The organism is Klebsiella sp. ZJOU C1, assembly GCF_035620215.1.
GTDB lineage: Bacteria > Pseudomonadota > Gammaproteobacteria > Enterobacterales > Enterobacteriaceae > Klebsiella > Klebsiella variicola.
In genome coordinates, this window is sequence record NZ_CP141644.1 from 1,631,183 (window position 1) to 1,652,334 (window position 21,152).

Genomic DNA, 21,152 nt, shown 5'->3' on the forward strand with positions numbered 1-21,152 from the left:
GAAAGTGAAAACGCGGTGATCCGAAGCGGCAACGGGCAGCGAAGTGGATGAGGTATAAGATGAGGAAACCCTATGTCACGTATAGATACACTAGTCTGTACTGACGCCAGGAAAACGAAATATCGTTTCGTGGTTTTGACGATGATTTTCCTGGTGTATGCCATCAATTACGCCGACAGAACCAATATTGGCGCGGTTCTGCCGTTTATCATTGATGAGTTTCATATCAATAATTTTGAAGCCGGGGCCATCGCCAGTATGTTTTTCCTCGGCTATGCGGTAAGCCAGATCCCGGCCGGTTTTTTCATCGCCAAACGCGGTACCCGGGGGCTGGTTTCGCTGTCCATTTTCGGCTTCTCCGCCTTTACCTGGCTGATGGGCACGGTGAGCTCCGTGTTTGGCCTGAAGCTGGTGCGTCTGGGACTGGGGCTAAGCGAAGGGCCTTGCCCGGTGGGGCTGGCTTCCACCATAAATAACTGGTTTCCACCAAAAGAGAAAGCCACGGCAACCGGCGTTTACATCGCGGCGACCATGTTTGCGCCGATTATTGTCCCGCCGCTGGCGGTGTGGATTGCGGTGACCTGGGGCTGGCGGTGGGTCTTTTTCTCCTTCGCGATACCCGGGATTGTGGCAGCGATAGCCTGGTATCTATTGGTGAAGTCAAAGCCATCAGAAAGCGGATTTGTTTCACAAAGTGAACTGGCAGAGATTAATGCCGGGCGTGAAAGTCATAATAATAGCGTACGCGAAAATATATTAATTGCCGATCGATTCACCTGGCTGGATAAAATCATTCGGGTAAAGAAGATGGCGCCAATTGATACGGCGAAAGGCTTATTCACCTCAAAAAATATTCTCGGTGACTGCCTGGCGTATTTTATGATGGTTAGCGTGCTGTACGGATTATTAACCTGGATCCCCCTGTATTTAGTCAAAGAGCGTGGCTTTGATGTAATGAGTATGGGTTTCGTGGCCAGTATGCCGTGCATCGGCGGCTTTATTGGCGCGATTGGCGGCGGGTGGATTTCAGATAAAGTCCTGGGCCGCCGACGTAAACCCACCATGATGTTTACTGCCGTGTCAACGGTGGTCATGATGTTAATTATGCTGAATATCCCGGCAAGCACCCTGGCGGTCTGTATTGGATTATTTTTTGTCGGTTTTTGTTTGAATATCGGCTGGCCGGCTTTTACCGCCTACGGTATGGCCGTTTCGGACAGCAAAACCTATCCAATCGCCTCTTCCATAATTAATAGCGGCGGCAACCTCGGTGGATTTGTCGCGCCGATGGCAGCCGGTTTCTTACTTGATAAAACCGGGAGTTTTAATTCTGTATTTACCTATTTTGGTATCTGCGCCGCCATTGGTTTGGTGGTGATTCTTTTCCTCGATGAACCACAATAACGGAAATATATCCTGTTAATTAATATGACGTAATGTCATGGAGTGAAACTATGTTATTAAAAGATAAAGTCGCCATTATTACTGGCGCGGCCTCCGCTCGCGGTTTGGGTTTCGCCACCGCGAAATTATTCGCCGACAACGGCGCGAAAGTGGTCATTATCGACCTCAATGGTGAAGCCAGCAAAACCGCGGCGGCGGCATTAGGCGAAGGCCATCTCGGCCTGGCGGCGAACGTCGCTGATGAAGTGCAGGTACAGGCGGCCATCGAACAAATTCTGGCGAAATATGGCCGGGTTGATGTGCTGGTGAATAACGCCGGGATTACCCAGCCGCTGAAGCTGATGGAGATCAAGCGCGCCAACTATGACGCGGTACTTGATGTCAGCCTGCGCGGTACGCTTCTGATGTCGCAGGCGGTTATTCCCACCATGCGGGCGCAAAAATCCGGCAGCATCGTCTGCATCTCGTCCGTTTCCGCCCAGCGCGGCGGCGGTATCTTCGGCGGCCCGCACTACAGCGCGGCAAAAGCCGGGGTGCTGGGTCTGGCGCGGGCGATGGCGCGCGAGCTTGGCCCGGATAACGTCCGCGTTAACTGCATCACCCCGGGGCTGATTCAGACCGACATTACCGCCGGCAAGCTGACCGACGACATGACGGCCAACATTCTTGCCGGGATCCCAATGAACCGCCTCGGCGACGCGGTAGACATCGCGCGCGCCGCGCTGTTCCTCGGCAGCGACCTCTCTTCCTACTCCACCGGTATCACCCTGGACGTTAACGGCGGCATGTTAATTCACTAAGCGAGGCAAACAGATGAAGATGACCGAATCACAAAAAGTCGCCGCGGCGGCGTGGCGTATTCGCCGTTACGCCCTGCAAATGGGGGAAGTGCAGGGGCAGGGCTATATCGGCCAGGCGCTGGGCTATGCCGATGTGCTGGCCACCGCCTTCAGCCACGCCATGACCTATCGTCCGGAAGATCCCGAGTGGGAGGGGCGCGATCGCTTCCTGCTCTCTCATGGCCATTACGCTATCGCTTATTATGCCGCGCTGCTGGAGGCGGGCATTATCCCGGAAGCCGAGCTGGAAACTTACGGCTCCGACGACAGCCGCCTGCCGATGTCCGGCATGGCGACCTACACCCCGGGGATGGAGATGTCCGGCGGTTCGCTGGGACAGGGGCTGTCCATTGCCGTCGGCATGGCGCTAGGGCTGCGGCAGAAACAGAGCACGGCCTGGGTCTATAACTCCATGTCCGATGGGGAGCTGGACGAAGGGTCGACCTGGGAAGCGGCGATGTCGGCGGCTCACTATGGCCTGAGCAACCTGATTAACCTTGTCGACGTCAACAAACAGCAGGCGGACGGTGATTCGCGCAAAATCCTCGGCTTTGAGCCGCTGCAGGATAAATGGGCCGCCTTCGGCTGGTACGTACAGCGCGTGGACGGTAACGATCTGCCGGCGGTGATGGCCGCTTTTGACAACGCGAAAAGTTATTCCGGCAACCAGCCGCGGGTCATTTTATGCGACACGCTGATGGGCAAAGGGGTGCCGTTCCTCGAAACCCGCGATAAAAACCATTTTATTCGCGTCGATGCCGACGAATGGCAAAAAGCGATTGCGGTGCTGGACGCTAACAAACCAGAAGGAGTGCTGTAATGAGCCAGAGTCAACCCCGTTTAAAAACGTCGGCGATGATCGCCTCGATTGCCGATGAAGGCCAGGCGACCATCTCTGCGCCCTTCGGCGTCGCGCTGTCAAAACTGGCGGCGCAGCGTCCGGAAATCGTCGGAATGACCGCGGACCTGTCAAAATATACCGATCTGCATATTTTCGCCCAGGCCTTCCCGGATCGTTTCTTCCAGATGGGCATGGCCGAGCAGCTGCTGATGGCGGCGGCGGGGGGAATGGCGAAGGAGGGATTTATTCCTTTCGCCACCACCTATGCCGCCTTTGCAACCCGTCGCGCCTATGATTTTATTCATCAGGTCATCGCTGAAGAGCATCTGAACGTGAAGATCTGCGCGGCGCTGCCGGGCCTGACGACCGGTTATGGCCCCAGCCATCAGGCCACTGAAGATCTGGCGATTATGCGCGGTATCCCCGGCATGGTCATCGTCGATCCTTGCGATGCGCTGGAGATAGAGCAGGCGGTGCCGGCCATTGCCGATCACCAGGGGCCGGTGTATATGCGCCTGCTGCGCGGTAAGGTGCCGCTGGTGCTGGATAAATATGACTATCAGTTCGAACTGGGTAAAGCAAAGCTGCTGGAGGACGGCAACGATGTGCTGATCATCTCCTCCGGGCTGATGACCATGCGCGCGCTGGAGGCGGTTGATAAGCTGCGGGCCGATAACATCAGCGTGGCGGTCCTGCACGTGCCGACCATCAAACCGCTGGATGAAAAAGCGATTATTGAACAGGCGTCGAAGCCAGGTCGTCTGGTGGTGACTGCGGAAAACCACACCGCGGTCGGCGGCCTGGGGGAGGCGGTGGCCGCGCTGTTGATGCGTAAGGGTGTGCGCTGTGAGCTGGATACTGTGGGGCTGCCCGACGCGTTCCTGTTAGCCGGCGCGCTGCCGACCCTTCACGATCGTTATGGCATCTCCACCGCGAAGATCGTTGAAAAACTTAAGTATCGTCTGCGTTAATCGCTTTGCCATGACGCACCAGGCCGCTGAGCGCGCTCAGCGGCCTTCTCATGCCCGCCAGCCAGGCGCGGTATTCTTTTGCAGATTTTATGCGGCCTGTCACAAAATCTGCTAGACTGCGCCCCTTCATGGCATTGTGGTTTTTGCCATCTCTTATCGCAATAATCTCCCTGAAAACTACGCCCTTCACCGGGCCGGGGCGGTTCGGAGTTGTTATGTCTTTTGATTCCCTTGGCCTGAATCCCGATATCCTGCGCGCTGTCGCTGAGCAGGGCTACGTTGAGCCGACCCCTATCCAACAGCAGGCGATCCCGGCAGTAATGCAGGGGCGCGACCTGATGGCCAGCGCCCAGACCGGTACCGGTAAGACGGCGGGCTTTACCCTGCCGCTGCTGCAGCGCCTGATTGACAAAGAGCCGCACGCAAAGGGTCGCCGTCCGGTACGCGCGCTGATCCTGACCCCGACCCGTGAGCTGGCGGCGCAGGTGGGCGAGAACGTCCGCGATTACAGCAAGTACCTGAATATTCGCTCGCTGGTGGTATTCGGCGGCGTGAGCATCAACCCGCAGATGATGAAGCTGCGCGGTGGCGTCGACATCCTCGTTGCCACCCCGGGCCGTCTGCTGGACCTCGAACATCAGAACGCGGTCAGCCTTGATAGCGTGGAAATCCTTGTGCTGGACGAAGCGGACCGCATGCTGGATATGGGCTTTATCCATGACATCCGTCGCGTACTGGCTAAACTGCCGGCGCGTCGACAGAACCTGCTGTTCTCGGCGACCTTCTCCGACGAGATCAAGGGCCTGGCCGAGAAACTGCTGCACAACCCGCTGGAAGTGGAAGTGGCGCGTCGCAACACCGCGTCCGAGCAGATCACCCAGCACGTCCATTTCGTTGATAAGAACCGCAAGCGCGAACTGTTGTCGCAGCTGATCGGCGAAGGCAACTGGCAGCAGGTGCTGGTGTTTACCCGCACCAAGCATGGCGCCAACCACCTCGCGGAGCAGCTTAATAAAGACGGCATCCGCAGCGCGGCGATCCATGGCAACAAGAGCCAGGGAGCGCGTACCCGCGCGCTGGCCGACTTTAAATCCGGCGGCATTCGCGTGCTGGTTGCGACCGATATCGCCGCCCGTGGTCTGGATATCGAAGAGCTGCCGCACGTGGTGAACTACGAGCTGCCGAACGTACCGGAAGATTACGTCCACCGTATCGGCCGTACCGGTCGCGCGGCGGCCACCGGTGAAGCCTTGTCGCTGGTGTGTGTGGATGAGCATAAGCTGCTGCGCGATATCGAGCGCCTGCTGAAAAAAGAGATCCCGCGCATCGCGATTGCCGGCTATGAGCCGGATCCGTCCATTAAAGCCGAACCTATCCAGAACGGTCGCCAGCAGCGCGGCGGCGGTCGTGGGCAAGGTCAGGGACGCGGTGGCCAGGGTCAGGGACGCAGCGGACAGCCGCGCAGCCAGAACAGCGCCCCGCGCCGTCAGGACGGCGAGGCGCCGAAAGCGCGTACGCAGGACGGCAAACCGCCGCGCCGCCGTCGTCCGCGTAAACCGGCTGGCGAATAACACGCTGATGCCCCGGCCGCGATAACGCGGCCCGGCTCAGGCCCGTCTGTCCGCTACGCGGCGGCGGGCCTTTTTCTTTCCATTACACTATTTGTCGAGCACGCTTCCACACTCAGCAGAAAGCAATACCTCCAGGCGGGCAAAAATGGCACAATAGTGGCTGTTTATACAGTATTCAGGTTTTCTCATGGCTTTGACCGCTGCGCTGAAAGCGCAAATCGCCGCCTGGTATAAGGCGCTTCAGGAACAGATCCCGGACTTTATTCCCCGCCCCCCGCAGCGGCAGATGATCGCCGATGTGGCGAAAACCCTCGCCGGGGAAGAGGGCAGGCATCTGGCTATCGAAGCGCCGACCGGCGTCGGTAAAACGCTGTCATACCTGATCCCGGGCATCGCCATCGCCCGGGAGGAACAAAAAACGCTGGTGGTCAGCACCGCCAACGTCGCCCTGCAGGATCAAATCTACAGTAAAGACCTGCCGCTGCTGCGTAAAATTATTCCCGACCTGCGCTTTACCGCCGCCTTCGGTCGTGGGCGCTACGTCTGTCCGCGTAACCTGACGGCGCTGGCCAGCACCGAGCCGTCGCAGCAGGATCTGCTGGCCTTCCTCGATGACGATCTCACCCCGAACAACCAGGCCGAGCAGAAGCTGTGTGCGACCCTGAAGCAGGACCTCGACAGCTACCGCTGGGACGGCCTGCGCGATCATACCGATAAAGCCATCGATGACGCGCTGTGGAGCCGGCTGAGCACCGATAAGGCCAGCTGCCTGAACCGCAACTGCCACTACTATCGCGAGTGCCCGTTCTTCGTGGCACGGCGGGAAATTCAGGAGGCGGAAGTGGTGGTGGCCAACCATGCGCTGGTGATGGCGGCGATGGAGAGCGAGGCAGTGCTGCCGGAGCCGAAAAACCTGCTGTTGGTCCTCGATGAAGGCCATCATCTGCCGGACGTCGCCCGCGACGCGCTGGAGATGAGCGCTGAGATCACCGCCCCCTGGTTTCGCCTGCAGCTGGATCTGTTCTGCAAGCTGGTCGCCACCTGCATGGAGCAGTTTCGTCCGAAAACCACACCGCCGCTGGCCAATCCGGAGCGGCTCACCGGCCATTGCGAAGAGCTGTTCGAGCTGATTGCGTCGTTGAATAATATTCTCAATCTCTACATGCCCGCCGGTCAGGAAGCGGAGCATCGCTTCCCGATGGGCGAACTGCCGCAGGAGGTGATGGAGATCTGCCAGCGGCTGGCGAAGCTCACCGAGATGCTGCGCGGGCTGGCGGAGCTGTTTCTTAACGATCTCAGCGAAAAGACCGGCAGCCATGACGTGGTGCGCCTGCATCGGGTGCTGCTGCAGATGAACCGCGCGCTCGGCATGTTTGAAAGCCAAAGCAAGCTATGGCGCCTGGCGTCGCTGGCGCAATCCTCAGGCGCGCCGGTAACCAAATGGGCGACGCGAGTGGTGCGCGACGGCCAGATCCATGTCTGGTTCCACTGTGTCGGCATCCGCGTCAGCGATCAGCTGGAACGGCTGCTGTGGCGCAGCGTACCGCATATCGTCGTGACGTCAGCGACGCTGCGCTCGCTAAACAGCTTCTCGCGCCTGCAGGAGATGAGTGGTCTGAAGGAGAAAGCGGGTGACCGCTTCGTGGCGCTGGATTCGCCGTTCAACCACGTGGAGCAGGGGAAAATTATTATTCCTCAAATGCGCTATGAACCGCTGATGGATAACGAAGAGCAGCACATTGCCGAGATGGCGGCCTATTTTCGCCAGCAGGTAGAGAGCAAGAAACATCTCGGGATGCTGGTGCTGTTTGCCAGCGGGCGGGCGATGAACCGCTTCCTGGAGCATGTGACCGATCTGCGCCTGATGCTGCTGGTGCAGGGCGACCAGCCGCGCTATCGGCTGGTGGAGCTGCATCGCAAACGGGTGGAAAGCGGCGAGCGCAGCGTGCTGGTGGGTCTGCAGTCCTTTGCCGAAGGGCTGGATTTAAAGGGTGATCTGCTAAGCCAGGTACATATCCATAAAATCGCCTTTCCGCCCATCGACAGCCCGGTGGTGATCACCGAAGGCGAATGGCTGAAAAGCCTTAATCGTTACCCTTTCGAGGTACAGAGTTTGCCCAGCGCCTCCTTTAATCTTATTCAGCAGGTGGGGCGTCTGATCCGCAGCCATCACTGCTGGGGAGAGGTGGTGATTTACGATAAGCGTCTGTTGACCAAAAACTATGGCGCGCGTCTACTGAACGCGTTACCTGTTTTTCCCATAGAGCAGCCGGGCGTCCCGGAGGTTATAGTAAAACGGAAAGCAAAACAGACAGCAAAACAGTCAGGCCGCAAACGTCGCTGACGCCGGCGCGTGATGCACCAGGGGGAGCCATGGAGTACAGCAAAATTATAAAAGAGGTGGGTCGCGGTAAGAATCATGCCCGCGACCTCGATGAAGAGACCGCCCGTGCGCTCTATGCGCGGATGCTGGACGGCGAGGTGCCGGAGCTGGAGCTGGGGGGAATATTAATCGCCCTGCGCATCAAAGGCGAAGGCGAAGCGGAGATGAAAGGGTTTTACGCGGCGATGCAGCAGCATACGCTGCGCCTGACCCCGCCGGCCGGCAAGCCGATGCCGATTGTCATCCCCAGCTACAACGGCGCGCGCAAGCAGGCGAACCTGACGCCGCTGCTGGCGATGCTTCTGCACAAGCTGGGGTTTCCGGTGGTGGTTCACGGCGTCAGTCACGATCCCACCCGGGTGCTGACCGAGACCATTTTTACCCTGCTGGATATTCCGGCCACCCGGCACGCCGGACAGGCTCAGGCGCAGCTGGAGGGCCATGAACCGGTGTATATCCCGGTGGGGGCTTTCTGTCCGCCGCTGGAGAAACAGCTGGCGATGCGCTGGCGGATGGGCGTGCGCAACAGCGCCCATACCCTGGCCAAGCTGGCTACACCGTTTGGCGAAGCGGAGGCATTGCGTCTCTCCAGCGTGTCGCATCCGGAATATGTTCCGCGGGTGGCGAACTTCTTTCGTGAGACCGGTGGCCGCGCGCTGTTGATGCACGGTACCGAGGGCGAAGTGTATGCCAACCCGCAGCGCTGCCCGCAGATCAGCCTGATCGATGAGCAGGGCGTGCGGGTGCTGTACGAACGCCAGACTGAGACGGCAGCGGAGGCGGTGGTCCTGCCGGCCTCGAAAGATCCTGAGGTCACCGCGCGCTGGATCGAGCGCTGCGTCGCCGGCGTTGAACCGGTGCCCCACTCGTTGAAAATTCAGCTTGCCTGTTGTCTGCTGGCCAGCGGGGAAGTCACCACCCTGGAGCAGGGCCTCAGCCGCGTCAACGACTGCTGGTGATCGGATCTGCAGGATAAAAAAAAGCCCGTCCGGTGGCTCGGACGGGCAAGGCAAGGGTATTAAAGGTCTTTTCAGGGTTAATTCAGTGGCTTACAGAGGGAACAGCGATTATTTATAGATAACCGCAGTACCGCTCAGTTTGTTGTTGGTGTTAGCGGAAGTAATGCTGTAGCCGGTCGCGCCAGCGGCTTCGGCTTTAGCAGCCAGTTTTGCTTCCAGACCATCTAAAGTGGTTGCGCCTTGCGCAGACACCACACCGATTTTATTCATGCTTTCTGCCTGAGCGGGGGTGACCGGTTCGGCGGCAAAGGCGCCGAAGGAAAGGGCGGTCAGAGCGATGGCAGCGGCAGCATATTTGATGTTTTTCATAGTTAATCTCTCGCAGGTTGTTCTGTTCAGGGGACGATGTTCCGTCGATGTGATAAGTATCACGCTTTTTTGCGGGAGATAAAATCGAAGGAAATTCACAGTCTTCATCGAATTTTTTGAATGATTAATAATTTACTGATTATTAATAAATTATTTCTCATTCTTTTCGTCACGAAGCGTAGCGAGGAAGACCGACGCGTTTAAGGGCACATATTGCGACTTTTTCCGCCAAAAAATGTGCGCGAAAAGATAATGCGAAAGGCTGTCATGAACGGTAAAGGAAAGTCAGCGTAGCTGGCTATCCTTGGATCCGCGGCGATTATATCCTGAAAATGTATTGTTATGTAAATCTTTCTCCTGCTGGCACTTCACGCAATATCTGACCCCTGGGATGGCCTGTCGACGGGCCTCCGGAATCGGCTCCCCACATTCATCACAAAATTTGTTGCTTTCGCCGCGCGGAAGCTCGCGGCGCGCGCGAGCCACCGCATCGTCAATGGTGCTGTCGATCTGATCCTGAACGGCCCCATCGCCTGCCCAACCTGATGCCATCGTCTGCCTCCTGTGAAAGGTTATTGATAAATTATAGCTGAACCGTGCAGTCGGTTACCGCTGCTGGCGGCATTGACCCGCCAGGCTATCGCCCCCTGGCGGTGGGCCTTATCCGCGAGGGCGGCCACCAGATCATCAAGGGTGCTGGCACCGGAGGCGGAGACGGTGCCGACAGGGCGGAGCGGCCCGGCATAGGGCAGTACGGGTGTCGGTGGCAGGGGAGAGGCCGCGGTGGCATGAGCGGTGAGCGCAGCGGCGAATAGCAGCGAGGTGATTTTCATCAGCATATCCTCATAAACAGCATGGGACATAGCTTAAGTGTAGGTCTTTCCCGACCGTGCGATAGGGAATTTTTAATGCAAAACAAGGCGTTTAGTAGGCTACCGGCGCAGGGCAGCGGTACTCTGGCCGGTAGATTATTTAGCGGGCGTCAGGGCGGATCATGTCAAAACGCAGACTATCATCAATACTGTAATAGGCGCTCGGACCTCCGGCGCGCAGGATCGGCTGGGCGCGGGCGGTTTGATAGATGCCGTTGTCCAGCAGTGATTCATCAATATGCACGGCGACCACTTCGCCGAGCACCAGCCACGTATCAACAGGGTTACCGTCGGCGGTGGTGAGTTGAATACATTGCGACAGACGGCACTCAAAGTTCACCGGACTCTCCGCGACTCGGGGGGCGCTGACCAGGCGGCTGGCGGCGGCGGTGAGACCGGCGCGCACGAACTCGTCCTCATCGTGCGGGATCGAGGCAGACGTTTCATTCATCGCCACGGCCAGCGGTCGCGTCGCCAGGTTCCAGACGAACTCCTTTGTTTCGACGATATTTCGCACGCTGTCTTTCCAGCCGCTGCTGGCGAAACCAATGATCGGCGGGCGATAGTTAAAGCAGTTAAAAAAGCTGTATGGCGCCAGATTTCGCTGGCCCTCGGCGTCCTGCGAGGCGATCCAGCCTATCGGGCGAGGCCCGATTATCGCGTTCAGCGGGTCGTGCGGCAGGCCGTGGCCCTGCGAAGGTTGATAAAAGTACATGCTGCACCTGTCACGGATAAAGGAGATATCCAGACTCCCTTATTTACCGCGCCGCCGTCAACGGGTATCTTACGCGGCTGTTCAAAGGAGATTGTCATGAAAGCCCAGAAACCGGGGTTACACCCGCGTAACCGCCACCATCAACGCTACGACCTGCCTGCGCTCTGCCAGGCGCATCCTGACCTGCAGGGATACATTACGCTCAATCCGCTGGGTGAGCAGACCATTGATTTTGCCAATCCGCAGGCAGTAAAGGCGTTGAATAAAGCGCTGCTGGCGCATTTCTACGCGGTCAAACACTGGGACATTCCTGACGGTTTTCTCTGTCCGCCGGTGCCCGGGCGTGCCGATTATATTCATCATCTGGCGGATCTGCTGGCGCAGGATAGTGGCGAGGTGCCGAAGCAAGCCACGATCCTTGATATTGGTACCGGCGCCAACCTCATCTATCCCCTGATCGGCGTTCACGAGTACGGCTGGCGCTTTACCGGCAGCGAAATCAGCCCGGAAGCCTTCGCCAGCGCGCAGGCGATTGTCAATGGCAACCCCGGATTGACCCGGCAGATCCGTCTGCGTCGGCAAAAAGAGAGCCAGGCCATCTTCCACGGCGTCATCCACAAAAACGAGACCTATGACGCCACGCTGTGTAATCCGCCGTTCCATGACTCCGCAGAGAGCGCCCGGGCGGGCGGTGAGCGCAAGCGCCGCAATCTCGGACTCGGCGCCGACAGCGCGCTTAACTTTGGCGGTCAGCAGCAGGAGCTGTGGTGCGAAGGAGGCGAAGTGGCCTTTATCTCGCAGATGATACGCGAAAGTCAGGCCTTCGCCCGCCAGGTGAAATGGTTTACCTCGCTGGTGTCGCGCGGCGACAATCTGCCGCCGCTCTACCGCCTGCTGACCGAGGTTGGGGCCGTGAAAGTGGTGAAAAAAGAGATGGCCCAGGGTCAAAAGCAGAGCCGCTTTATCGCCTGGAGCTTTATGGACGACGCCAAACGCCGCCGTCCGTTCTAACTACTCAGCGGCCGGGCTGTCTGAGCCCGGCATCGGCAGCTGTTGCCAGGTCTGTACCGGGGCGCGAACCCCGGCGCGATCGAAGTGCTTTTTCACCTGAGTGTCGAGGGCAAAGCGCACCGTCCACTGCTTCAGCGGCAGGGTGGTGAAGCTGACGCGTAGCGTAAAGGCGGTATTGCTCAGCCCCACCAGCCCGGCGAACGACGGTTCGCCAATGATCAGGCCGCGGATCTCCTCCTGGGCCAGCAGATCGTCCACCGCCGCCTTCAGCGCCTGGCTGGCTTTATCCAGATCCTCATGACGGTCGACATCATAGTTGGCGACTACCGAGCCAATGCCGCGCACGAAGTTGGCAAAAGTGGTGATCGAGGACCAGGGAATAATGTGATAGGCGCCGGTATCCTGCCGTACCCCCACGGAGCGAATCGACATTCGTTCCACGGTGCCGGTCAAAGGGCCGATGGTGACCAGGTCGCCGGTATTCATCCCGTTCTCAAACTGGATAAATATGCCGGTGATAATATCTTTAACCAGCGTTTGCGCGCCAAACGAAATCGCCAGCCCTAACGCCCCGGCGCCCGCCAGCAGCGGCGCAATGTTAACCCCAATCTCCGAAAGCAGGATCATCACCGTGATGGTGCTGATCACCACCGCCAGCGCGTTGCGAAACAGGGTCAGCAGCGTCCGGGCCCGCGCGCTGGGCAGCGGGCGACCATGGATATCCGAGGCCAGCCGGTTTTCGATCAGGCTGGCCAGCACCGTCCAGCCGATGGCAGAGAAGAAGAGGATGAGGGCGATGCGGATCAGCACATCCACCGTTTTTTGCCCGGCATCGTTATGCAGCCATTCGCGGAAGTCAAACAGGCCCCAGGCGCTCAGCAGCAGCATGACGGCGACGCAGACGGTGAGAATGCGCGCGGCCTTCAGCGAGGCGGAGATCCAGCCATTCAGCCGCTTTTGCAGCTCAGGATAATTGCGCTGGGTGGCGGGTGACAGGGTGATGGTTTTGGCTATCCAGCGCGACAGGATGCCGGACACCAGCGCCGCGCCGCCGATAATGGCCAGGCTGCGCAGGGTGGCGCCCATCATGAATTTCAGGCTATTGCCCGGGTCGAACAGGGAGAAGAAAAAGAGCACCACAAAGTAGGCGCAGGCCAGCCAGTGCCAGACCAGCGCGAAGGCGCGGATAAACAGGCTAAAGAAGGAGAGCGAACGGTCGGCCAGATGGATTAGCCCCTGCGTAATCAAGGTCTTGTTATGAAAAATCAGGTACAGCGCCCACAGCGTAATGCACAGCATGATGACGACGTTAGCCAGCGCGCCAACCTGAACATTCACCTGATTGGAGATAATCGGCACCGCGACGATCAGGCCATAGCCAATCAGGCTGCTGAGCGCGCTCAGGCGCAGGCTCCAGTATGACGCGGCTTCGTCGCTGAGGTTAAAAGGCCGGAGCGCCGGGATGCGCGGGCAGAAAATGAGTCGCAGAATGGCTTTAAAAAACTCGATCAACGCGAAGGCGTTGAGGAAAAGACTCTGCTGGAAGGCGATGGTGGGGTTATTACCATTCAGGCGATCGCTTAACAACTGGCCGACAAACAGGGTCAGCGCCAGCAGCAGCAGGTCGATAACAAACGCCCCGGCGATGGTCAGGGGCAGCTGGAGCCAGTTTCCGCGATCGCGGTTTTTATGCCGCCCCCATTCACCCATTTTGCGATACAGCGGCAGCGCCGCAAGACGCACCAGCCACCAGAAGGCAAAGACCAGGCCGGCCAGCAGTAAAAAATGCCAGGCCGCGCTGGTGAAGGTTTGCGAATTAAAAGGTTTATGCGGTGAGCCGGTGATATTGCGCCACAGTTGAGAGAAGCGAGACGAGAGCTGCTCGCCGTATTCCCGGCTGATCTGCGTGACGTTCTCCAGCACCGTGGTCTCTTCTTTCACCGCCGGCGGCGTCAGCGTCGGGGTGCTGTCTGGCGGCGGCGTGGCGGCTGCTTTACGCAGCTGGTCAATGAGCTCCTGACGGGCGCTGTCGTTAGCCAGCACGTCAGCCAGCGCGGCGTAGGCCGCTCTTTTCTGTTCCGCATCGGGTTCGCTGGCGCTGGTTTTATCGGCGTTAGCTGTCGGCACGCCGGGCAGGGCGGCGGCGGAAAGCGGGGCAGTAAACAGTGCAGCGAGCAAAAGCAGGATCCACGGCATAGGCACCTCCGTTGCAACGTAAACGGGTAAGTATAGAAGCCGATGGCGGAAGGGGAGGGAAGAGGAATCTGGAAAAGCGGCTCTCTCCGCGGAGGAAGAGAGCCGTTGCGGGTCAGGCGACGTGCTGCAGGAATTCGCGCAGGCGCGGGCTTGGCGGATTCTTCACCAGCTCCTGCGGGTTGCCGTCTTCAGCAATGCGTCCTTTGTCGATAAAGATCAATCGCGAAGCCACTTTTTCGGCAAAGCCGATTTCGTGGGTTACGATCACCATCGTCATCCCCTCTTCAGCCAGATCCTGCATCACCTTGAGCACTTCATGGCGCAGTTCCGGGTCGAGCGCGGAGGTCGGTTCATCAAACAGCATCATCTTTGGCTTCACCGCCAGCGCGCGGGCAATGGCCACACGCTGCTGCTGGCCGCCGGAGAGTTCAGACGGATAGTGATGCGCGCGCTCGGCCAGGCCGACTTTCGCCAGCAGATCTTTCGCCTGCTTCTCTGCCGCCTGCTTGCTGGCGCCACGTACCCGCAGCGGGCCAAACATCACGTTTTCCAGCGCCGTCAGGTGCGGGAACAGGTAAAACTGCTGGAACACCATCCCGGCTTCCTGACGAATCAGACGTTCGTCCACCTTCGGATCGTTGACCTTTAAGCCATCGACAATCAGATCGCCGCTGGTGATCTCTTCCAGTTTATTGATGCAGCGCAGCATCGTCGATTTACCGGAGCCGGACGGGCCGATAATGACCACCACTTCACCCTGATTAATTTTCAGGGAGATATCGTGCAGCACCTGGGTCGGGCCAAAGTGCTTGGAGACGTTTTTAAATTCAATCACAGGATTTTCATCCTTCTTTCAAGACGACGCAGAATAAAGCTCAGGACCAGGGTGATAATCAGGTAGATAACAGCAACGGCGCTCCAGATTTCCAGGGCGCGGAAGTTGCCCGCGATGATCTCCTGTCCCTGACGGGTCAGTTCGGCGACGCCGATGACGATGAACAGCGAGGTATCCTTGATGCTGATAATCCACTGGTTGCCCAGCGGCGGCAGCATGCGGCGTAGCGCCAGCGGCAGGATCACGTGGCGAATGGTTTCGCGACGCGACAGGCCCAGCGCCAGGCCCGCTTCGCGGAAGCCTTTATGAATGGAGAGCACCGCGCCGCGGGTAATTTCCGCGATATAGGCGCCCGAGTTAATCATGATGGTCACTACCGCTGCGGAGAAGGGGTCGATGCGCAGGTCGCTAAAGGCCATCGGCAGCGCAAAGTAGATGAACATGACCTGCACCACAATCGGGGTGCCGCGAATGATTTCAATAAACACCAGTGCGATGTGGTTGGCGATCCAGCCGCCGAAGCAGCGGGCGAAACCGGCCACCAGACCGATTATCAGGCCGCCGGCCAGGCCGAGGACGGAAATCCACAGCGTCATTTTGGCGCCTTCCAGCAAAATCGGAATGGCAGGCCAGATGGCACTCCAGTCAAACTGCATAATACGTTCCTGTTACCGTGTCGAGAGCAGAGGAAATCCTCCGCCAAAATACGGTCTCCCGCCGAGTCTGTGCCGGAAGACCGTTGTGATGTCGCCGGAGCTGCGTCTGGCGAAGTGTGTTCTTATTATTTTGGTTCAGTGCCGAACCATTTTTTATAAATTTCGTTGTAGGTACCATTCTCGCGCAGCGTTTTCAGCGCACCGTTCACTTTCTCACGCAGCTCGTCGCTGCCTTTCGGGAAAGCGATACCGTAGTTTTGCGCTTCCAGTGATTCGCCTACCGCTTTGAACTTGCCGTTGCCTGCGGTTTTGATGAAGTACAGAATATTTGGCGTATCGTGCAGCACGGCATCAGCGCGGCCGGTACCCAGTTCCATATAGGCGTTATCGATGTTCGGGAACTGACGCAGATCTTTGGTTTTGATATTGGCTTTCGCGTAATCAACGGAGCCGGTACCGCTCTTCACCGCGACCACTTTACCGTTCAGATCTTTCACATCTTTGATGTCGTTATTATTGGCGTTGACCATCACCAGCAGGCCGCTTTTGTAGTAGCCGTCGGAGAAGTCGATCGCTTTTTTACGTTCGTCGGTGATGGTGATCCCGGCCAGCGCCAGATCGATATTTTTAGTTTGCAGCGCCGGGATAATGCCGCTGAAGTCCATTGGCTTCAGGGTGTAGTCGAGCTTCAGCTCTTTGGCGATAGCCGCCCACAGGTCAACGTCAAACCCGACATATTTATCGCCTTGCTTAAATTCGAACGGGACGAACGCCGTATCGGTGGCGACAACCAGGGTCTTATTGGCGGCATGGGAAGAAACCGCAAAAGCCAGGGTCAGTGCAGCCAGTGAAACTTTAAATACAGACTTCATAGCATTTCCTTTTATATCCACGGGACGATCCCCTGCGAGAACGACTAGCCTAATGAAAAAATCGTGCCACTTTTACAAGCTGTTGTTTTTCAACAAACGAAGCGCGAGCGGTTGCACAATTTCGATCATGACAGGCACTCACTGCACCAGGATGGGGCGTCACTTTGGTGCGTTATAGAGTTGCTGAATAACGAGCACATTTTTAGCGCAAACCCTGATGGGAAAACAATCTCAACGTAACGATTGTGTGAGGTGATTATTACAATTGTTTTACTTTTGTGCGCATTTTCATCAATTTGGCGCCCTAAAACAGTGCATGGCCAGCAGGGGGACGAAAAGCATAGAAGGGGAAACGGATAGAACGGAAAACAGAAAGGTGGGCGGGAAAAGTAAAGGCGCCGCCGACCGCGCTGCGGCCGGCGGCAAAGCCTTACTCGATATTCGCTTCAATGAACCACAGGAATTTATCCAGATCGCGGGAGGCCGCGGTGAAAATATCCGCAGTATCCTCGTCTTTGGCTTCATCGATCGCCTTGCGCACATCGTTAGCGACGACGGCATAGCGGTCAGCCAGCGCTTTCAGGTGATCCTGAACGTGATGGATATCGAGCGGGTAGCTCTGCAGCGGCGTTTTGCTGTTAATGACCTGAGTGGTGCCCAGTGCGACGCCGCCCAGCTGCACGGCGCGCTCCGCCATGGTGTCCAGGTGCTCGGTTAGCGCGGTACGGAAGCCATCCAGCATTTCGTGCACGGCGATAAAGTTCGCACCGCGCATATTCCAGTGTGCCTGCTTGGTGATAAGTGACAGGTCAATGAACTGGATCACCTGGCGATTCAACAGCTCAATGGTCGCTTTCTTTTCGCTGTCAGCGACATCGTTGCGGGTATAGACCAGATTAGATGCTTTTGATTTAACCAGTTTTGCGGTACTCATCGTTTCATATCCTCTTGATATTGATGCTCGTCACACTTCAAATCTGAATGATGTGGAGCGTTGTCCCAGGTAACTTCGGGACTAAGTATAGCAAGGGTTTCAAAGAGTGAGGCATCGGCAGGCCATATCACTTCGATAGCGCAAAGTGGTTGGTTATTTTGAAAATCGCTAAATATCATAGGGTTATATTTAGCTGAACGGCCCGGATTTCTCACGGGCCGGCGGCGTAACAGAATGTTAATTGATATCGACTTGCTCGATTTTACTTTGTCGCTGCATGGTCAGCGTGGCGCCCATCGAGGCGATAATGATCGCGCCCAGCGCCAGGGTCTGGGAGAGCTTCAACGTTTCGCCGAGGAAGACCATACCGGAAAGGGCGGCTAATGCTGGTTCAAGGCTCATCAGCGTGCCGAAGGTGCGCGTCGGCAGGCGCGTCAAGGCCATCATTTCGAGAGAGTAGGGCAGCGCGGTTGAGAGAATAGCAATCCCCAGCCCCATCGGCAGCAGCGACCATTGCCACAGCGTATCCGTAGCCTGCGCCATGCCTAACGGAACAAACACCAGCGAGGCGATGAGCGACCCCATCGCCACCGTGGCTGGCCCATGCTCTTCACCGGCGCGCTGCCCGGTCAGAATATAGACCGCCCAGCAGGCGCCGGCGCCCAGGGCAAAGAGCGCGCCGGTTAAATCGACCTGCGCCACGTTCTGCCCCAGCGGCAGGAGATACCACAGTCCGAGGATCGCCAGCGCCACCCAGACAAAATCCAGCGGTCGGCGCGAACCAAACAGCGCCACCGCCAGCGGGCCGGTAAACTCCAGGGCTACCGCCACGCCGAGCGGAATACGCTGCAGGGATAAATAAAAGAGATAGTTCATCGCGCCGAGCGCCAGGCCGTACAGTAGCAGCGGCACGCGCTGCGCCGGGGAGAAACGTAACCGCCATGGCTTGAACACGACCACCAAAATCAGCGTCCCGAGCGCCAGGCGCAGGGCGGTGACCCCCGGGGCGCCGACCAACGGGAACAGCGATTTGGCGAGCGATGCGCCGCTCTGAATCGAGGTCATGGCGATTAAAATCACCAGAATCGGCAACCATGCCGCCGCTTTTCGGGATGGACCGGGCATCCTTTCTCCTGTCAGGTTTTGTCAAAAGTCGTAAAAGTGCCAGTGTACTGGAATAACCTGCTGACGGTTGAGCTAATGTTGAAAAAAACAGAGGCAAAAACAGTAGAATGGCGCACGTTGCTGAGAAATTCGCCAGGTGATTAAGATTAATCTGGATGCTTGCGAATTTCTTAATGAGCGTTAAGATGTACGTTAACGCCAAAAATTGTTGTTTTCCATATTGTTATAGAAATATGGAAACTTTTGGTTACATGAAAAAGTATGTTAGACAATGTAAACTCCAAAGAGTTTCCCAAAAGTTTTTGATATATTTAAGGCTTAGGACTTATTAGAAACACATTTGAGGTGGTTATGAATAAAATTGCACGTCTTTCAGCACTGGCCGTTGTTCTGGCTGCATCCGTAGGTACCACTGCATTTGCTGCAACTTCTACCGTAACCGGCGGTTACGCGCAGAGCGACATGCAGGGTAAAGCGAACAAAGCTGGCGGTTTCAACCTGAAATACCGTTACGAGCAAGATAACAACCCGCTGGGCGTTATCGGTTCCTTCACCTACACCGAAAAGGATAACACCAGCAACGGTACTTACAACAAAGGTCAGTACTACGGCATCACCGCAGGTCCGGCTTACCGTCTGAACGACTGGGCAAGCATCTACGGTGTAGTGGGTGTTGGTTACGGTAAATTCCAGAACAACAACTTCCCGAACCAGAAATCCGATATGAGCGACTACGGTTTCTCCTACGGTGCTGGTCTGCAGTTCAACCCGATCGAAAACGTTGCTCTGGACTTCTCCTACGAGCAGTCTCGTATTCGTAACGTTGACGTCGGTACCTGGATTGCTGGCGTGGGTTACCGCTTCTAATCACTCCGGTGATATAAAAAATCCGCCTTTCGGGGCGGATTTTTTTTGCCTGTTGCCGGCCAGCCTGAGCGACTGGCCGGGCCTGCACGATTAATTGACGGTGAACTCATCGGTACCGAGGTGAGCGTAGTCCACCTTCTGCAGCTGGAAGTTGGTGATGTACACCGGACCGGCCTTTTGCTCAGAGATAAAACGATAGCGCGGGACGATTTCCGCCGCCTTGATCCCGGTCCACTGGGAGAAGAAACTGAGGAAATCATTCGCTGAGCGCTGCGCTTTAATCACTTTATGCGCTTTGTCATCGCTGGACAGCACCATAAACGGCACCTGGAAGTTCTGCTGGAACTTATCGTCATGCGCCAGATACTGCACCTCTTTTCCCCGCTCCTTGAACGCCAGACCATGATCGGAAAAGTAGGTCAGTGAAAAGGTATCGCCGGAGTTTTGCAACTGACTGTATAGCTTAGCCAGCAGCGAATCGGTCTGCGTCATGCTGTAGAGATAACAGGAGGTCTCTTTCGACTGGACGAAAACCGTGTACTTGCCTTTGGTCCGATCGCAGGCCTGCGGGTGAGAACCCATCAGATGCAGGACAATCAGCTGCGGCTGGGTGCGCTGCGTAGAGAGTACCTGCTCGGTCAGCTTTAATAACTGCTCGTCCTGAGTATTTTTATTGGCCTCGAAATCGCCGTTTTTCAGGAACTGGACTTCATCCGCACGTTTGGCGATGCTGGCGATAGCGGTGTCGTACTCGCCAATCTGCCCCTGGTTGGAGAACCACCAGGTCTGGAAACCCGCGCGGTTGGCGAGGGTGACAAAGTTATCCTGAAACTGCGGTTTGCCGTCGACCACCCGGTTAAGCGTCAGGCCGAGCGATTTCTGCGTCGAGCCGCTGGCGGCGACATAGTTGTTAAACAGATAACCGTTTACTGAGCTGGCAAACGGCGTGTTATCCCAGTGGCCGCCGAAGGCGCCGAGGGCGTCGCGACGGGCGCTCTCGCCAATCACCACCACATAGAGATGGTACTTTGGCTTCACCGCCAGCACGTGCCAGCTGTCTTTCATGCCGGCCAGCTGCGCCATTCGCGCCTGCTCGTCCAGCACCTCGTTATTATTCACCACCACGTCTTTCACAAAACGAAAGGCCGGATAACCGGTGTCAATCACCTTGAACACGCCGCCCCAGGCGAGGTTTTGCACCGGCTGCAGAAAGAAGATCCCGACGCTGAACAGCAGGCCCAGGGTCTCCATTTTTCCCCAGCGGGAGGGCTCAACGATCCTGCGGCGGACCGCAATGATCCCCAGTGCGAAAATGAAGACCGCCAGCAGATAGTTGTACCACGGGAAGATGGTCAGAATTTCCGTAGATTCTTCCACGTTGGTCGCGTGCAGCGCCAGCAAGGTGTTGAAATTGGGGGCGCCGTAAGCCTGGCCAAAGGGGTAATACAGGGCCGCCAGCAGCGAATAGGCGCCGACTACCCCTTTCTGGACGCGCGGAAAAGCGCGCCACAGAAGATGTAACACGCAGGTAAATGCCACGGTATAGAGCAGGCTAAATTCATAGCCCAGCGCCAGGTTAATCAACAGCGATTGTAAAAAGTAGAATCCTGTCCATGGGTTCAGTGCCAGTCGGCGGGCGACCAGCGTATCTTTCAGGGTGGTGACATTCATAGTAAACAATCAAAAAGAGGCCATGCGCATCCCCTGGCGACAAGGGGTAAAACCTGCTGGA

General features: G+C 57.2%; 20 protein-coding genes. 9 read left to right on the forward strand and 11 right to left on the reverse strand.

Annotated features, from left to right (window positions below; translation table 11 throughout):
* Positions 1-72: 72 nt before the first annotated feature.
* From SPE70_RS07715 to ybiB, 7 genes are all read left to right on the forward strand, one after another.
* The gene (locus tag SPE70_RS07715; RefSeq protein WP_012542385.1) at positions 73-1,404 is read left to right on the forward strand and encodes an MFS transporter; all 1,332 of its coding nucleotides are present in this window, start codon (positions 73-75) and stop codon (positions 1,402-1,404) included.
* Positions 1,405-1,454: 50 nt separating this feature from the next.
* Complete coding sequence (locus SPE70_RS07720; RefSeq protein WP_008805763.1) at positions 1,455-2,204, forward strand: SDR family NAD(P)-dependent oxidoreductase; 750 nt, start codon at positions 1,455-1,457, stop codon at positions 2,202-2,204.
* A gap of 13 nt (positions 2,205-2,217) precedes the next feature.
* Positions 2,218-3,063, forward strand: a complete 846-nt coding sequence (locus tag SPE70_RS07725) for a transketolase (protein WP_023297255.1) — start codon at positions 2,218-2,220, stop codon at positions 3,061-3,063.
* On the forward strand, positions 3,063-4,055 hold the full coding sequence (locus tag SPE70_RS07730) for a transketolase family protein (RefSeq protein WP_023297256.1): 993 nt from the start codon (positions 3,063-3,065) through the stop codon (positions 4,053-4,055). The genes SPE70_RS07725 and SPE70_RS07730 overlap by 1 nt, the downstream gene beginning before the upstream one ends.
* 215 nt (positions 4,056-4,270) lie before the next feature.
* Positions 4,271-5,626, forward strand: a complete 1,356-nt coding sequence (gene rhlE / locus SPE70_RS07735) for an ATP-dependent RNA helicase RhlE (RefSeq protein WP_008805766.1) — start codon at positions 4,271-4,273, stop codon at positions 5,624-5,626.
* A 187-nt stretch (positions 5,627-5,813) separates the two neighbouring features.
* A complete protein-coding gene (dinG, locus tag SPE70_RS07740) occupies positions 5,814-7,970 on the forward strand; it encodes an ATP-dependent DNA helicase DinG (protein WP_008805767.1) in 2,157 nt (718 codons plus the stop codon).
* 29 nt (positions 7,971-7,999) lie between these two features.
* The gene (gene ybiB / locus SPE70_RS07745) at positions 8,000-8,968 is read left to right on the forward strand and encodes a DNA-binding protein YbiB (protein ID WP_008805768.1); all 969 of its coding nucleotides are present in this window, start codon (positions 8,000-8,002) and stop codon (positions 8,966-8,968) included.
* A gap of 108 nt (positions 8,969-9,076) precedes the next feature.
* Here the strand turns inward: ybiB and ybiJ are convergent, their stop codons facing one another.
* The 4 genes from ybiJ to SPE70_RS07765 form a co-directional block, all read right to left on the reverse strand.
* Positions 9,077-9,337 (reverse strand): DUF1471 family protein YbiJ, encoded by a 261-nt coding sequence (gene ybiJ, locus SPE70_RS07750; RefSeq protein ID WP_004176772.1) that lies wholly within the window; start codon positions 9,335-9,337, stop codon positions 9,077-9,079.
* Positions 9,338-9,622: 285 nt separating this feature from the next.
* Positions 9,623-9,889 carry a DksA/TraR family C4-type zinc finger protein gene (locus tag SPE70_RS07755; RefSeq protein WP_002895824.1) on the reverse strand — a complete coding sequence of 89 codons (267 nt, stop codon included), beginning with the start codon at positions 9,887-9,889 and terminating at the stop codon, positions 9,623-9,625.
* A gap of 20 nt (positions 9,890-9,909) precedes the next feature.
* Positions 9,910-10,170, reverse strand: coding sequence for a YdgH/BhsA/McbA family protein (locus tag SPE70_RS07760; RefSeq protein WP_016160534.1), 261 nt, complete (start codon positions 10,168-10,170; stop codon positions 9,910-9,912).
* Between the two features lie 139 nt (positions 10,171-10,309).
* Positions 10,310-10,924: a flavin reductase family protein gene (locus tag SPE70_RS07765; RefSeq protein WP_008805772.1), complete on the reverse strand. Its 615-nt coding sequence runs from the start codon at positions 10,922-10,924 to the stop codon at positions 10,310-10,312.
* Between the two features lie 96 nt (positions 10,925-11,020).
* On the opposite strand from SPE70_RS07765, the gene rlmF reads away from it, so the two are divergent.
* Complete coding sequence (gene rlmF, locus SPE70_RS07770) at positions 11,021-11,935, forward strand: 23S rRNA (adenine(1618)-N(6))-methyltransferase RlmF (RefSeq protein WP_008805773.1); 915 nt, start codon at positions 11,021-11,023, stop codon at positions 11,933-11,935.
* Here rlmF and ybiO read toward each other — a convergent pair whose 3' ends face one another.
* From ybiO to rhtA, 6 genes are all read right to left on the reverse strand, one after another.
* On the reverse strand, positions 11,936-14,131 hold the full coding sequence (gene ybiO, locus SPE70_RS07775; RefSeq protein ID WP_012542377.1) for a mechanosensitive channel protein: 2,196 nt from the start codon (positions 14,129-14,131) through the stop codon (positions 11,936-11,938).
* Positions 14,132-14,243: 112 nt separating this feature from the next.
* The gene (gene glnQ / locus SPE70_RS07780; RefSeq protein WP_008805775.1) at positions 14,244-14,966 is read right to left on the reverse strand and encodes a glutamine ABC transporter ATP-binding protein GlnQ; all 723 of its coding nucleotides are present in this window, start codon (positions 14,964-14,966) and stop codon (positions 14,244-14,246) included.
* Positions 14,963-15,622 (reverse strand): glutamine ABC transporter permease GlnP, encoded by a 660-nt coding sequence (gene glnP / locus SPE70_RS07785; RefSeq protein WP_002895837.1) that lies wholly within the window; start codon positions 15,620-15,622, stop codon positions 14,963-14,965. Before glnP ends, glnQ begins: the two co-directional genes overlap by 4 nt.
* Before the next feature lie 125 nt (positions 15,623-15,747).
* The gene (gene glnH / locus SPE70_RS07790) at positions 15,748-16,494 is read right to left on the reverse strand and encodes a glutamine ABC transporter substrate-binding protein GlnH (protein WP_004886198.1); all 747 of its coding nucleotides are present in this window, start codon (positions 16,492-16,494) and stop codon (positions 15,748-15,750) included.
* A 430-nt stretch (positions 16,495-16,924) separates the two neighbouring features.
* Positions 16,925-17,428, reverse strand: a complete 504-nt coding sequence (gene dps, locus SPE70_RS07795; RefSeq protein WP_002895841.1) for a DNA starvation/stationary phase protection protein Dps — start codon at positions 17,426-17,428, stop codon at positions 16,925-16,927.
* A 237-nt stretch (positions 17,429-17,665) separates the two neighbouring features.
* The gene (gene rhtA / locus SPE70_RS07800; protein WP_008805776.1) at positions 17,666-18,553 is read right to left on the reverse strand and encodes a threonine/homoserine exporter RhtA; all 888 of its coding nucleotides are present in this window, start codon (positions 18,551-18,553) and stop codon (positions 17,666-17,668) included.
* Positions 18,554-18,904: 351 nt separating this feature from the next.
* On the opposite strand from rhtA, the gene ompX reads away from it, so the two are divergent.
* A complete protein-coding gene (gene ompX / locus SPE70_RS07805) occupies positions 18,905-19,420 on the forward strand; it encodes an outer membrane protein OmpX (RefSeq protein WP_008805777.1) in 516 nt (171 codons plus the stop codon).
* 90 nt (positions 19,421-19,510) lie between these two features.
* On the opposite strand, the gene SPE70_RS07810 is transcribed toward ompX, so the two are convergent.
* Complete coding sequence (locus tag SPE70_RS07810; protein ID WP_012968654.1) at positions 19,511-21,091, reverse strand: phosphoethanolamine transferase; 1,581 nt, start codon at positions 21,089-21,091, stop codon at positions 19,511-19,513.
* Positions 21,092-21,152: the final 61 nt, after the last annotated feature.

Bases quoted from the DNA above. Each gene is read 5' to 3' on its own strand.
- SPE70_RS07715 (WP_012542385.1), top strand. From the start codon at position 73: ATGTCACGTATAGATACACTAGTCTGTACTGACGCCAGGAAAACGAAA.
- SPE70_RS07720 (WP_008805763.1), top strand. From the start codon at position 1,455: ATGTTATTAAAAGATAAAGTCGCCATTATTACTGGCGCGGCCTCCGCT.
- SPE70_RS07725 (WP_023297255.1), top strand. From the start codon at position 2,218: ATGAAGATGACCGAATCACAAAAAGTCGCCGCGGCGGCGTGGCGTATT.
- SPE70_RS07730 (WP_023297256.1), top strand. From the start codon at position 3,063: ATGAGCCAGAGTCAACCCCGTTTAAAAACGTCGGCGATGATCGCCTCG.
- rhlE (WP_008805766.1), top strand. From the start codon at position 4,271: ATGTCTTTTGATTCCCTTGGCCTGAATCCCGATATCCTGCGCGCTGTC.
- dinG (WP_008805767.1), top strand. From the start codon at position 5,814: ATGGCTTTGACCGCTGCGCTGAAAGCGCAAATCGCCGCCTGGTATAAG.
- ybiB (WP_008805768.1), top strand. From the start codon at position 8,000: ATGGAGTACAGCAAAATTATAAAAGAGGTGGGTCGCGGTAAGAATCAT.
- ybiJ (WP_004176772.1), bottom strand. From the start codon at position 9,337: ATGAAAAACATCAAATATGCTGCCGCTGCCATCGCTCTGACCGCCCTT.
- SPE70_RS07755 (WP_002895824.1), bottom strand. From the start codon at position 9,889: ATGGCATCAGGTTGGGCAGGCGATGGGGCCGTTCAGGATCAGATCGAC.
- SPE70_RS07760 (WP_016160534.1), bottom strand. From the start codon at position 10,170: ATGAAAATCACCTCGCTGCTATTCGCCGCTGCGCTCACCGCTCATGCC.
- SPE70_RS07765 (WP_008805772.1), bottom strand. From the start codon at position 10,924: ATGTACTTTTATCAACCTTCGCAGGGCCACGGCCTGCCGCACGACCCG.
- rlmF (WP_008805773.1), top strand. From the start codon at position 11,021: ATGAAAGCCCAGAAACCGGGGTTACACCCGCGTAACCGCCACCATCAA.
- ybiO (WP_012542377.1), bottom strand. From the start codon at position 14,131: ATGCCGTGGATCCTGCTTTTGCTCGCTGCACTGTTTACTGCCCCGCTT.
- glnP (WP_002895837.1), bottom strand. From the start codon at position 15,622: ATGCAGTTTGACTGGAGTGCCATCTGGCCTGCCATTCCGATTTTGCTG.
- glnH (WP_004886198.1), bottom strand. From the start codon at position 16,494: ATGAAGTCTGTATTTAAAGTTTCACTGGCTGCACTGACCCTGGCTTTT.
- dps (WP_002895841.1), bottom strand. From the start codon at position 17,428: ATGAGTACCGCAAAACTGGTTAAATCAAAAGCATCTAATCTGGTCTAT.
- rhtA (WP_008805776.1), bottom strand. From the start codon at position 18,553: ATGCCCGGTCCATCCCGAAAAGCGGCGGCATGGTTGCCGATTCTGGTG.
- ompX (WP_008805777.1), top strand. From the start codon at position 18,905: ATGAATAAAATTGCACGTCTTTCAGCACTGGCCGTTGTTCTGGCTGCA.
- SPE70_RS07810 (WP_012968654.1), bottom strand. From the start codon at position 21,091: ATGAATGTCACCACCCTGAAAGATACGCTGGTCGCCCGCCGACTGGCA.